We start from the raw sequence: 16445 nt of genomic DNA on the forward strand, positions 1-16445 counted from the left end.
GAATGCCGCCCCTTCATGATGTAGGGATAATCTGACCTTCAGAAATATGCTGGCGTGTTGACCGGCAATGGCTTTACTGGCGCTGACGCTTGAATTGTGTATTGGCATTACTCTACCTCGCGATCAGAGTCACGCTATTGGGTTGCAGGGGCGATAGACCGCCAAGTAATTGGAGTAGATTAATCTTCTTCGCCATTTGCTGCGCGAATCATGCATTCGCCGTACTCGCTCGCCGCACCCCAGACATCTGTCCTAATGAGTGCGGCAACGGAGGCAAAGACCAACATCACACCCCAGGCGGAAGCCGTTATGGCAAGGGTATCGGTTAGCTTCTGAGTTGCCACAGAGAGAAGAAGTCCGCCCCCGACGATGAAGCTGGCAAAGTAGCACAGCCATACTAGGGCGCGCCGAGTGGAACGAGCAAGCGAAGTGTTCGCCATCGGCTTCCAGCAAGCTGTGCCTGTTAGATGATCCCACTGCACCAGAGGCCACATTGTAGAAAGCCTAAGTAGGGTTTGGGCCGACTCCCGATTCGATTGCTGGCAAACACGCCGCACCACTACCGCAGGTAGATAGGTCCCGGTCAACTGCCGGATAAGAACCTCGACCGACAGGTCATCAAGTTTGCTCGGGTCCGTCCAATGGCTGAGAAAGTCCTTCCTGCGGACGAACTGCACATCATGCCTGGAAAGACACCATCGGAGTATTGCCAATGCGGCTGCGGAGACCGGTACTACGAACGTCAAACCCGGCATGCTTTCGAGAAGACCCTTGAGCCAATCCATTGTCAGTCCAATTGAGGCAACCTGTCGATCTTCTCCTGACGGAACGGAAAGTGCACTCGGGAAAGTCCCTACAGCAAGTGGTGTTCCAATCCTGCGTCCAGGGGCGTAAGGAAATTCGGGGCTACGCCCCAGCTATCGCGTTCTGCACCGCTGCCAGCCGCCGGATGTGGACGAAACTTGCTCCCATCCGTTAGGAAGCTTCCGCATCGCCTGCCCGCCCACGCAGGCGCGCCCTGATCGCGCTGCCTCATTAGATCCGAGTGCCGGTAGAGATATGACATCGTCGGACGGTCCGGGGCGACCTGCACGCCGGGCTTCATCCTGCAGGGTTCGAGCTTCGATCCGGTCGCAGTAAGGCTTCACACCCGGGTGCGGGTGGTTCGGCCACCGGTACTGTTGGCAGTTGAACGGCGTGGTCGTCTTCGCCATCGAGTTGTGCGCCGGCTTCTTGGCACCGGGTTGTGGCCGGGGTGCATGACCCGTGGCCGTGTGAATCTGTGCAGCCGCAATCGACGACATCAACACCCCAGCCGTGAGCGCCAGCAAACGAACGTCCATGTTACCTCCTCGTTTCTCCCATACCGATTCTTCACGGATTCGGGCGACGGTCCTATAGGGTGTTCCCCGACACGTATAGACGCACTAGCAGTTGGTTTTCCAGGACGTCGAGATCGACTTATACTGGTCGGAACTCGTGCGCCAATGCATTTCTTTGTACTGCTCCCGGACCAGGCCCGATTCGCCTGTCGGTCGAATGTGGGTCAGCAGATTCGCGCGCCTGCCAACCCAGCCCGGTTGCAGGGGCACGACTCGCCACGCTTCCCCGCCAACCGAGATGTACTGCACGTATGGCGAGGTTGGGCGGCCCATGTCGTACCAGGTGCTGCACCACATGTAAGTGGCTACGACCGACCACGTCGATGAAGCCGGGTCGTAGTCCATGACGACCGGGATCAGGAACGATCGCCACACAGGAGGCTTGGCAGCGCCATCCACCTGCGCGATCCGCAGTGTCGTCTCCTTTGGCTTCCAGCCCGTTGCACGCATCGCGATATCCCGCGTGATGGTGCCCTTCGCAGTGCGCTTCACCACGATCAGCCGGCCGTCGGACAGCCGCACTTCCTCTTTCCACGACTCACTCATGCGACTGCAGCCGAGCATTGTCAGCACCAGCGTGCATAGCAGGATCACGCGCAAGGCTTGGACCTTCGCGGCGGTTGCCCTTGCAATCTTCATCCTGAAGCCTCCTTGGATTGTCAGAGATCCCTCATCTGGCCATTGCGGACCGCAGGGTTCACGGTCAGGACTCGGGATTGCGCGACCTAGAACTCCGCTTCCTTGCTGGCAGCAGGCTGCAGAACTTGCTGCCCAAGATCATTGCCGATGCTCAGGAACCCGATTCCGCCCGACAGCCCTTGTGCTCGCATGGGCTGCGATTGCACGACCGAAGAATAATCCGCAAAGAAATCAGGCTTGCGCCATTGGGCGGAAATCGATTCGCGATTGCCGCCCAGAGCGTTGTTCCAGGTCACCGCTTTTTCCGCACTGGGTGAACCGAACTTGCGCTTGAGCAACTCCATCACACGCGGCTGCGCCTCGAACCCGGTGGTGTTGAAGCGCAGGGCGATCACTCGCCCGTTGCGCAGTAGAACCAGGCCGCCCGCACCTTCCAGAGAAAAAGCGTCATCCGCGCCCGCGCCGATCGCCATGCCGATGGGCGCAACCCACGCCGGGAACTCATCCGTGGCGAAGACCAGGTAACCGTACTCGCCTGCCGCGAATTCGGTATTGCCTACAGCCATGTTTGTCGTGCCGGGCGCGACGCACAACCCTGTTGCCGGTGGGGTGGCCTTCGGCGGTTCCGGCGGCGGGGTCATCAGCTTGTTGAACGCCCTGGCCCCTATCCCTTTGTTGCTTCTGGGGGCAGCTGGGGCGGGAATGGATAGCTGGCAAAGGGGCAGCGCCAATGGTGCCCCTAATTTGATACCGAATATGTCAGGTTCCGCCGCAGAGACCGGGACGGTAGACGCCATGGACAGTAGAACGACGAGCGAACTGGCTGCTGCAGTGAAACGCATAGGGCAAATCCATCCTGGATCATGGTTGAGGGGGAGTATATCCCCTATGGGAGGCCTGATCCTGGCGACAAGCTCGGGATGGCCTCACCCCCAAGCTTCGAAGGGGAGAGCCCGGCTCTACGCTGCGCCGGGTGGCATCGCGCGCAGGATCGCCTCGACCTGGCGGTCCAACGCTTCGCGTTCGGCATCGGTTCCCAACCGTCTACGTGTGGCCTGCTCGAAAGTGCCCTCATAACACCAGCCCTGCAGCAGACACAGCCTGCTGGCAGGCGGGCTCTCTGGTCCGCACTCAAGGCCCATGCGGCATGCCGCGACCTGCCAGGCGCGCCCCGCGAGCTCGCCGTCGGCTAGAGCCGTGTAGGGCTCGGCAACTTGCATGCCGAAGAACTCACCCATGGCATCACCCAAGGCGAACATCGCCGCAGGATCGTTGGACGCCAGCACCTCTTCCAGCAGGGCAGCCGCTTGGAACTTACTCAGTGGTGGCTGTGGATTGAAGACGGTCTCCGCGACCCGTGCAGGCAGATCGCCGCCTTGTGCCGCCTGCGCATACAGTAGGCGCATGTCTTCCCATTCGATCGGTGCCCCGTCCTCCACGGCAGCGCACTCCTGCAGAGCGTGTTCCAGCAGGTACCCCAACACGGTCGCCTTTTCTTCGGTCTCCGCGCTCCGGATGCTGCGCTGGATCCGCTCCTTGTACTGTCCGACGTTTGGATTGATGTACATGCACCTGTCGTAGGCCTGCGCGAGCAGACGCTGAGAGGCTGGGTCGCCCGCGTCGGCGCGCTGCTTCAGGGCCAGGAACCAGGCGCGCTGGGGACTGGTCTTGGTGGAGTCAGGCCTTTGCGAGGAACCGGCTTTAATTGGCGGTGCGGGCTCGTGGGCCGGCGTCTCCGCTTGGGCGGCATGGGTGGGGAATGAGGTGGGCTTCCATGTCAGCCACACGACCAAGGCCAGGGATGCTGCCGCCAGTGCCAGGAAAATGTGCTTTGCTGCCATGAACCCAGGTTCGTCCGTCGATCGTCCCTCATCTTAGCGTTTCACACGGAACGCCATTACGGCAGCCGGGGCGTCGCTGCCGGCGCCCCGCTTGTTGCCCTCTCACCCGCCCGGCCCCCACGCTCAATGCCCAGCCCGCGCATCCACAGCTAACCGCTTGATGCCTACACTTGGCCCATGCCTCCATCCACGCACAACTCCACGCCCGTTATGAAGCTCGACTCGTCGCTGAGAAGGAACAATGTCGCAGAAGCGACTTCGGCGGGCTTGGCCATTCGACCGAGAAGAATCGGGGCGACGATTGATCTACGCATCTCATCAGGGACTCGCTCCATCATCTCGGTATCTGTAGGCCCTGGGGCCACCACGTTGATGCGGATGCCGCGGGGGGCCAGTTCTGCCGCCCAGGTGCGTGCATACGAGCGAAGGGCAGCCTTCGTTGCGGCGTAGGTTCCGTAGTTTGCGATGCCGAGTGAGCTTGCTACCGACCCCATCAGCACCACGGCTGCACCTTCTTGAAGCAAGCCAAGGGCCTTCTGAAGGCCAAAGATCTGGGCGCGCACGTTCACCGAGAAGTGTCGATCAAAGTGTTCTTCGGTCACTTCGGCAAGTGATGCCGGCTCACTCAGGCCTGCATTCAGTACGAGGGCGTCGAGACGAGTGAACTGGCTGCCAACCTCTCTCATTACCCGATCGATGTCTTCACGGACGCTTGCATCGGCAACGATTCCACGGCCACCTGGACCTATCGCTGCGACGCCCTCCTCCACCTGTTTGCGGTCACGCCCGGTGATGAACACCGTTGCGCCTTCCGCAGCGATCCGAGCAGCCACGGCCAAGCCAATGCCCCTTGCACCGCCAACGACCAGGGCAACTTTTCCGTCCATCTTCTTCATTCGAGAGCACCTGTAAAAACCAAGAGTGCTGCTAAGATATACGCTGGATATCAAGTATCAAGAACGCACCATGGCTAGCCTAGATATACCCGGTGATACCTGTTCGGCTGAGAGCTCTGCGAAAGTCCTCTCTGACATGGCGCAGGTACGACCGATGCTGGAGAAGATCGCGGACAAATGGACGATCATGATTCTTACCGTGATCTGCCCGAAACCGTCCCGCTTCAACGAGATCAAGCGCCGATTGGACGGAATCACGCACAAGTCTCTCGCAGACGCGCTTAAGCGCCTCGAGCGACATGGCCTGGTAACGCGGACCGTACTGCCAACCGCACCAATTGGCGTCGAGTATGCGATCACCCCTCTTGGTCACTCCCTGAAGCAGCCCTTTGAAGCGCTGTGTAGCTGGGCCTTGAAGAACGGCGGTGAGCTTGAAGCCGCGTGCACACGATACGACCAAGGCAAGCATTGAACTTGCGTAAGCCTGCCGCTCCCATTGGCGTGTTGGGCCTGAACGCATTCGGGTCGGTAGCAACCTTGCTTAGTGCGCGCTCGCTGCATCAACGAATGCAGAGAGATCTTGGTTGAATCGTGCGGACTCCTCGAAGAAGGGCGAATGGCCTGACCTTGCGTACAGTTCAACAGCGGTCCTCGGATAAAGCTCCTTCGCCCGCGCTGCGGAGGTGCCAGGCTGAACAAGCGCATCCTGCTCACCGTAGATGAGCAGTAGCGGCTTATGCATCGAACCAAGTCCTTTGGCAGCATCGATCGACATGCCGTGGACGGCCCTCTGCATCTCGCTTGATGCCATGGCCGCAGCGGCGATCGTGCGCTGGAACGTTGCGTCGTCAGGCGCTGTACTGAAACACAGCGCGACGAATTCCTTCTCGCCTTCAAGATGCAGTCGCAGGTCCGATGACGCCATGCCGCTGTAAACGGTGGGTTGAGCGACCAGTTGTTCCGGCGCAATCGCGGATGCGGCAGCACGCTGGTGCAGCGCAAAAATCGTCGAACCGGAGAGCACTTCCTGGGGTGAAGCCAATTCCCGCGCTGCAGGGGTAGCGGAGATCAGGCCCGGCGTCATTAGAAACCGTATCACAGCATCGCCAGGTCCTCGCTCGAGGCAAACATCGACGGCCGAGCAGTGTTGGGGGCATACGCCATCTCGCCTGCCGCCGCTATGACTTCCAAAAGGCGCGGCGCAACCGGGCCAATAGCCTTCCTTACTCCGAGGAAGTGGACCCATGAACCCTCCACCTCAACCTTTGCTGCGGCGAGCTCTGGGCACTGACTCACAAATGCTCGAAGGTTCTGGATCCAGGTCTCGCAAGGCAGCGCATCCAACTGGACCACGATGGTGCCATCGCCCACGTACAGATCGGCCATCTCCATTCGAATTACACGCGGCGTTGCTGCCCTGAATTGCGGATAGGCGCTCATAAGTCTCTCCTGACATGGTTGGAAGCAAATATCCGCTGCACAGAGCGGACGGGATGTCAGCTTAGCGTCAATGGTCCGTCAAACCGGTCAGTTCCTCGGTCCGCCGAGCGCAGCGGGTAAACAGACAATTCCGAAAACACATTGCCTTGCAGCCAGCTCTTCTAGAATTCCCTGGCCAGCCGACGCCTGGCCTGTCGGGAGGAATCGCTATGAGCTACAGGCGCAGCCAGACCTTCAACATCGAAAATCCGATCACGCCATGGACGTAACCGCTTGGCATGTCCTCTATATTGTCTGGTTGGCTGCGGGCGCCATGGACTTCGCGCTGCACAGGGCCAGCAGTATTGAATCCACCTCGGGCATTGCGGAGTCAAGACTGCACGTGGCTCAGATTGCGATCCTTGGGTTGGCGACGGTTCTTTGGCTGGGATTGCGAGCCTCGACTGGGCTTGTTGCCATCCTCCTGGCATTGGTGTGCCTGCACGCAATAACTGGCTATTGGGACACGCGGGTGGCCTATCCCAAGCGCGCGATTCGCCCCTTGGAGCAGCATGTTCACAGCATTCTGGACTTGGCGCCGTGGGTCGCGACAGGTGCCGTTTACTGGTCACTGCCCAACGCCGGTGTCGGATCAGTCTTGGCGTTTGACCCGGCCCCCGCCCCCGCATGGGCCTTTGCGCTTCTGCCCGCGATGCTTCTGGTGGTCTTGCCGGCCCTCGTCGAACTTCGTCGGTGCTTGAGCTATCGGCGTACAGGATAACGAAGCGATGTTTTGACGAAAACCAGCCGAAGTCATAAGACCCGGTCAGGCCGATAGCTCCCCTTCAAGCTCCGTGATCGCACGATGGATGTCTTTGAGGCGAAATGGCTTCTCCATCACTTGGGCGCGCTTGAAGCGCTCAGGCAAAGTGGTTTTACCAAACCCCGTTGTAAAGACAAACGGAATTCCGCGCTGCATCAAAACGTCTGCAACGGGGAAGGACTCTTGACCATGTAGATTGACGTCCAGCATTGCTACATCGAACGCATCGCTTTTCGCACGCTCTAGAGCGTCTGGGAGATACTCCGCCTTCTCAACGACTGCGTAGCCAAGGGTCTTGATCGATTCCTCGAGCACATACATCAAACCCGGCTCATCCTCGACCAAGAACACGCTCACTGCTCCAACTCCGTCTGCCATACGGCCACCCTCCAGCGCTTCGCGTTTATCGGTGCAAGAAAAGTTTGAGGTCGGCGCGGCATCTTTGTGTAAAGCCCACATCAAAATGAGCAAAGGAACGCACTTTTTTACGGTTTCTTTACAAATCGTCCCTTAGGGTAATGCAATCCCGGGGAGGATGGACGTGACACAGTTGGAACACCCCAAAGACGTGTTGAATGACGAGTCCCGGCAGTTCGCTCTCTTGGTCAACTCCGTCACCGACTATGCAATTTACATGCTTGACGAGCATGGCGTAATTCGGACTTGGAACCCTGGTGGGCAGCGCATCAAGGGCTACACCGCCCAAGATGTCATTGGAACGAATTTCTCCCGGTTTTACCTCCCCGAGGATGCAGCTGCGGGCGTGCCGCAGCGTAACCTGAGGACAGCAGCCGCGGAGGGACGGTGTATCGAGGAGGGGTGGCGGGTCCGGCAAGACGGTTCACGCTTCTTGGCAAGCGTCGTGATCGATCCCATCCGGGTCGACGGCGTATTGGTGGGATACGCCAAAGTAACCCGAGACATCACTGAGCGTCATGATGCTCAAGAGCGGTTGGAAAAGGTCCAGCACAGCCTCCTGCAGGCGCAGAAGATGGAAGCCATCGGCAAGCTGACGCTTGGGTTGGCCCATGACTTCAATAACCTCCTGACTATCATTGTCAACTGCCTTGACCTCATCAGCTTGAGGGTCAAGGACGGCCCGGCGGCCAAGCTGATCGAGACGGCCCTTCGTGCGGCGGAGCGTGGGACGTTGCTCTCGCGTCAATTACTGACGTTTGGCCGAGGCCAGAAATTGTTTCCTGAACCCTTGAACGTCGCTGCCGCGCTGCGTGAATCCCAGGAACTCCTGCAGCGTTCGGCGGGAGACGCGATTGAGGTTACCTTCGACCTCGACCAACATCTTCCCTTGGTATTCGTTGACAAGGCACAACTTGAGGCAGCGGTCCTGAATTTGGTGTGCAACAGCCGCGATGCGATGCCCGATGGCGGCACTATCACCATCTCGGCCTGCGCCAAAGAAACCCTGGATCCCGCTTCAGAGAGTCATGTCCCTGAGCCTCACGTATGCGTGACCGTTGCGGACGATGGCGAGGGCATTCCAATCGCCCAACAGGCGCGCGTCTTCGAACCATTTTTCACTACAAAGCCCGTGGGACGGGGTAGCGGTCTAGGGCTCAGCCAGGTGTTTGGTTTCACCAAACAATCAGGCGGCTTTCCCCAACTCAGCAGCGTTCCGGGAGAAGGCACCCGGATTGTACTTTGCTTTCCTATCCACGAGCCTTGAAATGCCCATTAATTTGCTGTTCGTTGAAGACGAAGCCGACTTGAGATCGGTGGTGACCCACGCGTTGTCCGATCAAGGCTTTGCGGTCACTCCCGCATCCGATGGCATCGAAGCGATCGCCCAGTTGAGGGGTGAGACGCAAATGGCGGCTCGTGGAATCCCGTTCCTAAGCGTGGTGAAAATGTGGAGCCCGCCCAAGCGCCGTTCTCATGGCGGCGGGAGCAGCATAGAGGCTGACACCAACACGGAGCGACCCATGAGCAAACTGCCCCTTAATCCTGGCGCCGACGTGGATGACCAGGATAAAGCGCACACCCCGGACAAGCTCCGGAACGATGACGCCACGTGGAAAGACAAGGACATGCCTGACGCGGAGCACACCGCCAAACCGGAAGATTACGAGCGTCCGGCAAAGCCATGAAGGCCGGCTTCGGCAATTCCACCCCATTCAGGAGAGCCAGATGGCCTTGATCCATTCGATTTTGATGGGAGCCGTCGCGGGAATGCGCGCGATGACCCCTTTGGCCGCAGTGACCAACGCCGCGCGGAGCGGCAACTTGCCCGCCGACAACGGTGCCCCTCGCCTTCTGGCCAACAAGCTCGCCTCCGCAGGGATGCTCGCATTGGCAGGCGGAGAGCTCATCGGTGACAAGATGAAAACGGCCCCCGACCGCATCGTTCCGGCAGGCATGGTTGCGCGCGTCGCTACCGGGCTCATCGCAGGCGCGGCGCTTGCTCCCCATCGGCAGCGAAAGCTTGGCGCGCTTCTGGGTGCTGGCGCCGCCGTTGGTATGGCTTACGTCACCTTCAACCTGCGCATGCGGGCGATCGTCCGCTACGGCCAAAGCAGTACCGGAGCCGTGGAAGACGCCATTGCCGTCGGCAGTGCTGCCCTGATCACACAATGGGCTGCCGGCGGCGCCAAACCGAGAGGACGTCGCGGATGAACCTAAATGAGCCCACGTCCCTCGGTCGGCGGTGCGTCCAGCACACCCGGCTCGATTCGCGCCAAGCCGAGAACAGCATCATGACGACCATCGCCTACCCGATCTGACCCTCCGGTCGATCAGGCCCCTACACATCGCATCGACACCACTGGGCCGCGACGTTTACCAGGGCGCGCGCACACTACCTTTTCCTCAAACCCCATAGAGGCTCAGCCAATGCCCGTGCCCAACTACCCGAAGCCGCCGTTCAAGGCGCAGCAGCAGTCGTTTCCCGGCAAAACCGACAAGCTCGACCCTCGGCCAGACCACGGTGAGGAAAGCTATGTTGGTCACGGCTTGCTGAAAGGCAAGAAAGCGCTGATTACCGGCGGCGACAGCGGTATTGGTGCGGCAGTAGCCATTGCCTACGCCCGGGAAGGCGCCGATGTGGCTATCGCGTTCCTGGAGGGTGAAGAGAAGGACGCCGCCAGCATTGGGGCGCTCGTAGAAGAGGCGGGCCAGAAGGCCGTCCTGTGCCCCTGCGACATAAGCGACGACGCCCAGGCTGAAGCGCTCATCGAGCAGGTCACCCGCGAACTTGGGGGCCTGGACATCCTGGTCAACAACGCCGCGTATCAGCGCTACTACGAATCCTTCGACGACATCACCCTGGACGACTGGCGAAAAACGTTCGATACCAATGTGCATGCCGTCTTCAACCTGACCCGTCTGTGCGTGCCCCACCTGCAGGACGGCGGCTCGGTCATCAACACCGCCTCCGTGAACTCCAAGAAGCCCACCCCCAACATCCTGCCCTACTCGGCCACTAAGGGCGCGGTGGCCAACCTCACCATCGGTCTGGCCGGTCTTCTCGCCGAGAAAGGCATCCGTGTCAACGCAGTATTGCCCGGTCCGATCTGGACGCCCTTCATTCCCGCCGGCATGGCCGCGGAGGAAGTTGAGCAGTTCGGCAGCCAGACCCCGTTCGCTCGTCCGGGCCAGCCGGCCGAACTCGCCTCGGCCTACGTGATGCTCGCTGCCGACAGTGCGAGCTACACCTCCGGCGCACTGCTTACCGTCTCCGGCGGCGCGGTCACCCTGTAAGGCCTGTTCTCCCCTCCTCCCCGAAGGATTCCAATGCCTTCTCGCAACCAATACGACATGAAGAACCCGCTGACCCAGTTCCCACAGCCGACCTACCCGGCTCAGGTTCAAACCCCGCCCGGCACTGTTCATGAGCTCAAGCCGGTGGCCGACCATGGCGAGAAAAGCTCCGTGGGCCTGGGGCCATGAAGGGTCGCATCGGCGCCACCGGCGGCATGCTGCTGCCGTGACCGCTGGCTCCAGCGATGCCGAGAGCGTGCCTGGCGAGCGCGACGCGGACGGGTATGCGCCCATCCACTCCTACGCCGCCATTGGCGACGGGCGCTCCAGTGCGCTCATCGCGCCGGACGGCAGCATCGACTGGTGGTGCGCCCCGTGCATGGACGCACCGCCCCTGCTCGACCGCCTGCTCGATGCCCCGGCCGGCGGTCGTTTTGTGCTCCAGGCCCGCGACGTTCAGCAGGTGCAGCGGCGCTACCGCGACAACAGCAACGTGTTGGAAACGCACGTCCGCACCGCCACCGGACTGGCCCGGGTGACGGAGTCGCTCAACAGCGGCCCGGCCGGGCGGCTGCCTTGGTCCGAGCTGGGCCGCCGGTTGGAAGGCTTGGAGGGAGAGCTCACCTTCGATCTGCTCTACCAGCCGGGCACCCGGGCTGGGGCCTGCGCGCCCTGGATGAGCGATACCCCAAACGGATGCGTGCATCACGCCGGCCCCGTGATGACGATGCTGCGCTACTCCGAACGCGTGCAGATTGGCAATTGCGATGACCGGGAACTCCGCGGCACCGTGACCCTTCGGCCCGGTGACAAGGAGATCATCGCGCTGCTCGCCTCTCAGGACGAAGTGCTCCCAGTTCCGCCTTTAGTGGATATCGATACCCGCATCGACCGCTCCGATCGGGAGTGGCGCCAGTGGGTGGACGACCTGCACTGCGACGCAAGCCGCCGCGCTGAAGTCATCCGATCGGCGCTTGCGCTCAAATTCCTTTGGTTCGCGCCCACCGGGGCCATCGCCGCAGCGGTGAGCGCTTCGTTGCCCGAGCGCATCGGCGGCGACAAGAACTGGGACTACCGCTACGCCTGGGTTCGCGATGCCGCATACGTCATCAAGTCCTTCCTGCGCGTGGGTGCCCTGCCCGACGCCAAGGCCGGCTTCAGCTGGCTGATGACCACCATCGGTCGACACCGTCCCGGGCTTGCGCCGTGCTACACCCTTCGCGGCGAGCGGGTCGAAGAGGAACGCTGTATCGATGTGCCGGGCTACCGCAACAGCCAACCAGTGCGCGTGGGTAATGCGGCCTCTGGGCAGTTGCAGACCTGCGCCTACGGCGACGTATTGGAAATGGCCAGCCGGATGATCAAAGCCGGCCACATCCTCGACCCCACAACTGCCCGGCTCTTGTTCGAACTGGCTGACGAATGCGCCGACAACTGGATGCGCAAGGACAGCGGCTTCTGGGAACTGGGCGAGGCGCAGCACTACACGATGTCCAAGGTGGAATGCTGGATGGCGCTCCGCCGAGCCTGCGAACTCGCCGAGGCTGGCCACATCACCACTGCCCGTCTGCCGCGCTGGCAGCGCGAGAAAGAGCGCATCCTGGACTGGATCGACGAGCACTGCTGGGATAAAGCAAAGCAGAGCTACGTGATGCATGCCGGCAGCGACCGGCTGGACGCGAGCCTGATGCTCGCTTCGCGCTTCGGCTTGGGCGAACTGCGCCGGGAGCGTTTCATCGCTACTCGGGAGGCCATTCGGCGCGAACTGTCGGATGAAAGCGGCGATCTGCTGTGGCGCTACAGCGGCATGCAGGACTGCGAAGGCACGTTCATCAGTTGCGCGTTTTGGATGGTGGAAGCCTACGGCCTGCTGGGGGAGGCAGAAGAAGCGGATCGCTTGTTCGGATCGTTGCTGGCCCGCGTCCAGAACGACGTGGGCCTTATGCCAGAGATGTGGGATCCCCAAGCCGATGAAGGGCTGGGCAATACGCCGCAGGGCCTGAGTCACTTAGCCTTGGTGCACGCCGCTTATGCGATAGCTGGCGACTAAGGCGGACGGCGGACACATGCTGCCGTGTCCATCGGGCTCTGGTCATCGAAACCCGGTAACAGCCCACGGACGTCTTGGTCTTGACCTCGACGCCCGCCATCACATTCCGGAGCTGCCCTTGGACGTCGCGTTCTTGTCCCCGTCGGACGGCGCGTCTGGTTCTTCTTTCCCTGCGTGAGCATGCCCGCCGATCGGGTCCTCGATCTGGATGACCTTCCCCTTTTGCCACGCATCCGCCCCTGCATCGATGGGGGGCGCGGCGATATCGGCACGACGCTTCCGCTTGTCCTCACTACTGACCCCGAGCCGGGCGTCACGGGCAGCGACCATGGCTGGGTCCGCTTGGCCGTCTGCGGTGAACCCCATCATCAGCTGCGGCATGCCTCGGGGCAGGTCCTTGTCCAGGTCTGTGTGCCATGTCTTGCCATACGTGTGGATGAGCTTCTCCATCAGCGCATGCTCGGCCACCTCGGGAATCCCCGGCGCAATGAGCTGACCCGATTTCACCTCTTGAACATGGCTGTGCCACAGCGCTTTTTCCTGCTCAGGAAGGCCTGCAAACAGCTTCTCACTGATGATGTATTCCACCCCCATCAGCTTGGCGTCTTTCACATTGCCGTCGTAGATCGTGCACTGGATGACATCCTCGTTGAGGATGGAGCAATAGTGATGGGCTTCCATCTGGACCTTCATCTGGCCGTTGTAGAAATGGAACCCGTCCAGATAGGCGTTGATGGCGTCGACCGGAGGCCGGTCCTGCAGCACGGCCGCCCCGGTCTCCAGCACTTTGGTCTTCGCACTTTCTTCGGCCCCGGGCGCTTGGACGCTGGACTCTGTGTTCCCACCGCCGCACGCAGACAGAACAAGCGCGACGGCGGCGCAAACGATGGATCGACGCATGGTGATTCCTCCTGAAAAGCAACGGCAGCTGGTAAGTGGGATCAGTCGTCCTGTGCCCACCGTGCCAAGTTCTGTTGGATTGATTCGATACCTTCCCAAGGATCCTTGCGCCTGCGTTTGAGCTTGGCGGGAACGTCTTTCATGGTGAAGCTATCGGCCCGGGTGAGCTTCGACAGCTCGCTCCACGCGATGGGCATTGCCACCGGCGCGCCGGGCCTGCCTCGCAGGGAATAGGACGCCACGGCGGTAGCCCCTCGGCCGTTGCGCAGGTAGTCGACGAAGATGCGTTTGTTGCGCAGGCTTTTGGTCGACGTTGCCAAGAATCGCTCCGGCTCGGACTGTGCCAAAGCGTCTGCGAATCCATGGGCAAACCGCTTGGTCAGATCCCAATCGCATCCCGGATTCAACGGCACCACCACGTGCAAGCCTTTGCCTCCGGAAACGCGCAGGAAGGACTCCAGCTCCAACTGCTGAAGGAGCTTCCGAATGTCGGTTGCAGCATTCTTGACCTCGGAGAACGGCACGTCTGGGCCCGGGTCAAGATCGAACACCACACGGTCGGCGCGGTCGGGCGAATCGGCGTGGCTGCCCCAAGGGTGGAACTCCAAGGCGTTGAACTGCACAAGCTCCAAGAGACTGGCGGCGTCTTCGACCACCAGGTAGTAGGCATTGACCCCACTGTCTTCCTTGAGCTTCACCGAACTGACCAACTCCAAACCCGCAGTGTGGTGTTTCTGGAAGAAGCACGGCCGGCCGGTGCCAGCTGGGCAGCGGATGATCGACAGTGGTCGCCCAACGATCTCAGGCAGCAGATGGTCCATAACCGCGCTGTAGTAGTCCCACACATCCTGCTTGGTGGCGTTGATGTCGGGGAAGATGACCTTGGACGGGCTTGAGAGCTTTGGGGGAACCCGCTCTCCAGCATCCGCCCTGCCCTTGCCGCCGGAATCGTTGCTCCGATCTGAGTCCTTCAGATCGGCCACGTCTTTGTCGGGCCGCACCGCTTTCAGCGACGCTTGGCGCAGCAATTGTTGCCCGCCAATGCCTCGGTAAAAGACCTCGACGACAAACCGGGGCGCAAACCAGGTGGCGGCCCGCAAGTCGGTCTCTGTCGTTGGGACATGTGCGGTGGGCTTCTTCCCGCCGGCGGTGCCGATCAGCGCCGTCAGCTCCCCGATCAGGGTGTCCGAAAACCCCGAGCCGACGCGCCCCACGTAAAGCCACCCATGCTCGGGGTCGGGCTTGGCCAGTAGCAACGATCCGAAACCAGTGCGGCTTCCTTTGGGTGCCGTGTAGCCGACCACAGCAAATTCGTCGCTGGCCAACTGCTTGGTCTTCCTCCAATCCTCGCCTCGGCCGCCGTGGTAGCCGCGATCGGCGCGCTTGGAGATGATGCCCTCGAAATGCTGCTCGCCCGCCAAACGGTAGGCCGCCTCCCCGTCGCCGGCGATGTGCGAGCTCAAGGCCAAATGGGGCGGGGCTCCCTTCAGGACGTCCTCCAACAGCGCCTTTCTTTCCAGCAGCGGCGCATCCGCGATGTCCACGCCGTTGATATGCAGAAGGTCAAAGAGCGCATACGACAGTGCCCCCTGACGTTCACCAGATAGGGTCGCTTGAAGCAGGTTGAAGTCTTCCTTCGTCCCGCGCCCTGCAATCAGCTCCCCGTCCAGCGCCGCGGACTTCAACCCCAAGGCAGCAATGGCGTCACGGATCTCCGGGATCTTGCTGGTCCATTCCAGCGCGTTGCGCGACCACAAGCGAACCTCGCCTTCCGCCACCGTGGCCAGGATCCGGTAGCCGTCCCATTTGATCTCATGAACCCACTGATCGCCCTTGGGTGGCGATTCGCCCAGCTTGGCCAACTGGGGTTCGAACGGGCCTTGGGGGGCCTCGGCCCTTTTACCACCAGTCAGCGCCAACGCCCTCTTGGCCCAATCCACGCGTCGAGCGGGTTTTGCGAGGGGGATCGCCTTGAGTCGCTTCTTGTCGGGCTTCCCACTGCCGGCCCGTTTGAGGTCTGCGGCAGGTGGCGCGGCGACATCCCCCAACAAATCATCGGCCTCGACCTGGCTGGCGTAGGCATCGTCCTCCTTGAAGAGAAGCCACTGCGGCTGGCGCGCCGGCTTGCCCGAGCGGACCAGGTGCCACCCGCCTTTAAGCTTGGATCCGAACAGCTCGAAGCGCAGGTGCCCTTTGGCGAGTTGAGCCTCGGGATCCCCTTCGGTGGCCCAGACCCCGTGGTCAAACTGGGCGACGTGTCCCCCGCCATATTCGCCCTTGGGGATTTCGCCTTCGAAGCTGGCGTAGTCGACGGGATGATCTTCCACCTCAACCGCCATCCGCTTGACCTTCGGGTCGTAGCTTGGCCCTTTGGGCACGGCCCAACTCTTCAGCGCGTCGCCGACCTGGAGCCGGAAGTCGTAATGGCGACGGCTGGCATGATGCAATTGAACGACAAAGATGGCTCGCTGCCCGGCAGGAAGCACCTTGCCGGGTTCGGGCTCTTTGGTCTTGCTGAACGTGCGCTTGCGGCGGTATTCGGTGAGGGACATGCCCCGCGCCCGTCACTTGCCCAGGTGCTTGCGAACAGCCGCCGAGGTGGGGCCTACGGCCTTGACCGCCTCCTTCAGCTGGGCAGCGCTGACCCCCAATGCCTTGGTCCAGTACTGGACCTCATAATCTTCATTGACATTGATTCGGTCGCGATCTGGGGAAGCGGTCTTGTTCTTGTCGTCACTCATGGGATCTACTCCGGGACAGGTAGCCTGTTTCTAATCCGGC

Annotated in this window: 18 protein-coding genes and 1 pseudogene; 8 read left to right on the plus strand and 11 right to left on the minus strand. The window is 61.2% G+C overall.

Translation table 11 applies throughout. The features are described 5' to 3' along the window. Positions 1-179 precede the first annotated feature (179 nt). The 5 genes from AC06E7_RS11245 to AC06E7_RS11265 form a co-directional block, all read right to left on the minus strand. The gene (locus AC06E7_RS11245; RefSeq protein WP_478064732.1) at positions 180-785 is read right to left on the minus strand and encodes a hypothetical protein; all 606 of its coding nucleotides are present in this window, start codon (positions 783-785) and stop codon (positions 180-182) included. 642 nt (positions 786-1427) lie between these two features. Next, positions 1428-2021: a hypothetical protein gene (locus tag AC06E7_RS11250; protein ID WP_478064734.1), complete on the minus strand. Its 594-nt coding sequence runs from the start codon at positions 2019-2021 to the stop codon at positions 1428-1430. An 86-nt stretch (positions 2022-2107) separates the two neighbouring features. Further along, complete coding sequence (locus AC06E7_RS11255; RefSeq protein WP_478064736.1) at positions 2108-2863, minus strand: hypothetical protein; 756 nt, start codon at positions 2861-2863, stop codon at positions 2108-2110. A 117-nt stretch (positions 2864-2980) separates the two neighbouring features. Next, positions 2981-3862 carry a hypothetical protein gene (locus tag AC06E7_RS11260; RefSeq protein WP_478064738.1) on the minus strand — a complete coding sequence of 294 codons (882 nt, stop codon included), beginning with the start codon at positions 3860-3862 and terminating at the stop codon, positions 2981-2983. A gap of 164 nt (positions 3863-4026) precedes the next feature. After that, positions 4027-4758 (minus strand): SDR family NAD(P)-dependent oxidoreductase, encoded by a 732-nt coding sequence (locus tag AC06E7_RS11265; protein WP_478064739.1) that lies wholly within the window; start codon positions 4756-4758, stop codon positions 4027-4029. A 154-nt stretch (positions 4759-4912) separates the two neighbouring features. Between AC06E7_RS11265 and AC06E7_RS11270 the strand changes: the two genes are divergently transcribed. Continuing rightward, positions 4913-5230, plus strand: coding sequence for a winged helix-turn-helix transcriptional regulator (locus tag AC06E7_RS11270; RefSeq protein ID WP_249834295.1), 318 nt, complete (start codon positions 4913-4915; stop codon positions 5228-5230). Between the two features lie 69 nt (positions 5231-5299). Here the strand turns inward: AC06E7_RS11270 and AC06E7_RS11275 are convergent, their stop codons facing one another. Further along, the gene (locus AC06E7_RS11275) at positions 5300-5842 is read right to left on the minus strand and encodes an alpha/beta fold hydrolase (RefSeq protein WP_478064950.1); all 543 of its coding nucleotides are present in this window, start codon (positions 5840-5842) and stop codon (positions 5300-5302) included. A gap of 11 nt (positions 5843-5853) precedes the next feature. Then, positions 5854-6198 (minus strand): hypothetical protein, encoded by a 345-nt coding sequence (locus AC06E7_RS11280; RefSeq protein WP_478064742.1) that lies wholly within the window; start codon positions 6196-6198, stop codon positions 5854-5856. A gap of 259 nt (positions 6199-6457) precedes the next feature. Between AC06E7_RS11280 and AC06E7_RS11285 the strand changes: the two genes are divergently transcribed. After that, the gene (locus tag AC06E7_RS11285) at positions 6458-6958 is read left to right on the plus strand and encodes a hypothetical protein (RefSeq protein WP_478064744.1); all 501 of its coding nucleotides are present in this window, start codon (positions 6458-6460) and stop codon (positions 6956-6958) included. 45 nt (positions 6959-7003) lie between these two features. On the opposite strand, the gene AC06E7_RS11290 is transcribed toward AC06E7_RS11285, so the two are convergent. Next, the gene (locus AC06E7_RS11290) at positions 7004-7357 is read right to left on the minus strand and encodes a response regulator (protein WP_478064746.1); all 354 of its coding nucleotides are present in this window, start codon (positions 7355-7357) and stop codon (positions 7004-7006) included. A 178-nt stretch (positions 7358-7535) separates the two neighbouring features. On the opposite strand from AC06E7_RS11290, the gene AC06E7_RS11295 reads away from it, so the two are divergent. From AC06E7_RS11295 to AC06E7_RS11320, 6 genes and pseudogenes are all read left to right on the plus strand, one after another. Beyond that, positions 7536-8684, plus strand: a complete 1149-nt coding sequence (locus tag AC06E7_RS11295) for a two-component system sensor histidine kinase NtrB (RefSeq protein WP_478064748.1) — start codon at positions 7536-7538, stop codon at positions 8682-8684. A 1-nt stretch (position 8685) separates the two neighbouring features. After that, positions 8686-9105 (plus strand): hypothetical protein, encoded by a 420-nt coding sequence (locus AC06E7_RS11300; RefSeq protein ID WP_478064749.1) that lies wholly within the window; start codon positions 8686-8688, stop codon positions 9103-9105. Positions 9106-9145: 40 nt separating this feature from the next. Next, the gene (locus AC06E7_RS11305; protein ID WP_478064751.1) at positions 9146-9631 is read left to right on the plus strand and encodes a DUF4126 domain-containing protein; all 486 of its coding nucleotides are present in this window, start codon (positions 9146-9148) and stop codon (positions 9629-9631) included. Between the two features lie 216 nt (positions 9632-9847). Beyond that, on the plus strand, positions 9848-10714 hold the full coding sequence (locus tag AC06E7_RS11310) for an SDR family oxidoreductase (RefSeq protein WP_369968758.1): 867 nt from the start codon (positions 9848-9850) through the stop codon (positions 10712-10714). 33 nt (positions 10715-10747) lie between these two features. Continuing rightward, positions 10748-10897, plus strand: a pseudogene (locus AC06E7_RS11315) (NAD(P)-dependent dehydrogenase); the annotation flags it as partial. Positions 10898-10940: 43 nt separating this feature from the next. After that, positions 10941-12764, plus strand: a complete 1824-nt coding sequence (locus tag AC06E7_RS11320; protein ID WP_478064754.1) for a glycoside hydrolase family 15 protein — start codon at positions 10941-10943, stop codon at positions 12762-12764. A gap of 99 nt (positions 12765-12863) precedes the next feature. On the opposite strand, the gene AC06E7_RS11325 is transcribed toward AC06E7_RS11320, so the two are convergent. The 3 genes from AC06E7_RS11325 to AC06E7_RS11335 are packed head-to-tail and all read right to left on the minus strand — an operon-like array spanning position 12864 to position 16405. Next, positions 12864-13664 carry an OBAP family protein gene (locus tag AC06E7_RS11325; protein ID WP_478064756.1) on the minus strand — a complete coding sequence of 267 codons (801 nt, stop codon included), beginning with the start codon at positions 13662-13664 and terminating at the stop codon, positions 12864-12866. 41 nt (positions 13665-13705) lie between these two features. Further along, a complete protein-coding gene (gene ligD / locus AC06E7_RS11330; RefSeq protein ID WP_478064758.1) occupies positions 13706-16216 on the minus strand; it encodes a DNA ligase D in 2511 nt (836 codons plus the stop codon). Between the two features lie 12 nt (positions 16217-16228). Next, positions 16229-16405 (minus strand): DUF3606 domain-containing protein, encoded by a 177-nt coding sequence (locus AC06E7_RS11335; protein ID WP_184123555.1) that lies wholly within the window; start codon positions 16403-16405, stop codon positions 16229-16231. Positions 16406-16445 lie beyond the last annotated feature (40 nt).

Source organism: Stenotrophomonas sp. Steno-Z4 (assembly GCF_056393145.1).

Excerpts from the sequence above, each read along its gene's own strand:
- AC06E7_RS11250 (WP_478064734.1), bottom strand. The coding sequence starts at position 2,021 with ATGAAGATTGCAAGGGCAACCGCCGCGAAGGTCCAAGCCTTGCGCGTG.
- AC06E7_RS11305 (WP_478064751.1), top strand. The coding sequence starts at position 9,146 with ATGGCCTTGATCCATTCGATTTTGATGGGAGCCGTCGCGGGAATGCGC.
- AC06E7_RS11300 (WP_478064749.1), top strand. The coding sequence starts at position 8,686 with ATGCCCATTAATTTGCTGTTCGTTGAAGACGAAGCCGACTTGAGATCG.
- AC06E7_RS11295 (WP_478064748.1), top strand. The coding sequence starts at position 7,536 with ATGGACGTGACACAGTTGGAACACCCCAAAGACGTGTTGAATGACGAG.
- AC06E7_RS11265 (WP_478064739.1), bottom strand. The coding sequence starts at position 4,758 with ATGAAGAAGATGGACGGAAAAGTTGCCCTGGTCGTTGGCGGTGCAAGG.
- AC06E7_RS11280 (WP_478064742.1), bottom strand. The coding sequence starts at position 6,198 with ATGAGCGCCTATCCGCAATTCAGGGCAGCAACGCCGCGTGTAATTCGA.
- AC06E7_RS11275 (WP_478064950.1), bottom strand. The coding sequence starts at position 5,842 with ATGACGCCGGGCCTGATCTCCGCTACCCCTGCAGCGCGGGAATTGGCT.
- AC06E7_RS11310 (WP_369968758.1), top strand. The coding sequence starts at position 9,848 with ATGCCCGTGCCCAACTACCCGAAGCCGCCGTTCAAGGCGCAGCAGCAG.
- AC06E7_RS11245 (WP_478064732.1), bottom strand. The coding sequence starts at position 785 with ATGGATTGGCTCAAGGGTCTTCTCGAAAGCATGCCGGGTTTGACGTTC.
- AC06E7_RS11325 (WP_478064756.1), bottom strand. The coding sequence starts at position 13,664 with ATGCGTCGATCCATCGTTTGCGCCGCCGTCGCGCTTGTTCTGTCTGCG.
- AC06E7_RS11255 (WP_478064736.1), bottom strand. The coding sequence starts at position 2,863 with ATGCGTTTCACTGCAGCAGCCAGTTCGCTCGTCGTTCTACTGTCCATG.
- AC06E7_RS11335 (WP_184123555.1), bottom strand. The coding sequence starts at position 16,405 with ATGAGTGACGACAAGAACAAGACCGCTTCCCCAGATCGCGACCGAATC.
- AC06E7_RS11285 (WP_478064744.1), top strand. The coding sequence starts at position 6,458 with ATGGACGTAACCGCTTGGCATGTCCTCTATATTGTCTGGTTGGCTGCG.
- AC06E7_RS11260 (WP_478064738.1), bottom strand. The coding sequence starts at position 3,862 with ATGGCAGCAAAGCACATTTTCCTGGCACTGGCGGCAGCATCCCTGGCC.
- ligD (WP_478064758.1), bottom strand. The coding sequence starts at position 16,216 with ATGTCCCTCACCGAATACCGCCGCAAGCGCACGTTCAGCAAGACCAAA.
- AC06E7_RS11270 (WP_249834295.1), top strand. The coding sequence starts at position 4,913 with ATGCTGGAGAAGATCGCGGACAAATGGACGATCATGATTCTTACCGTG.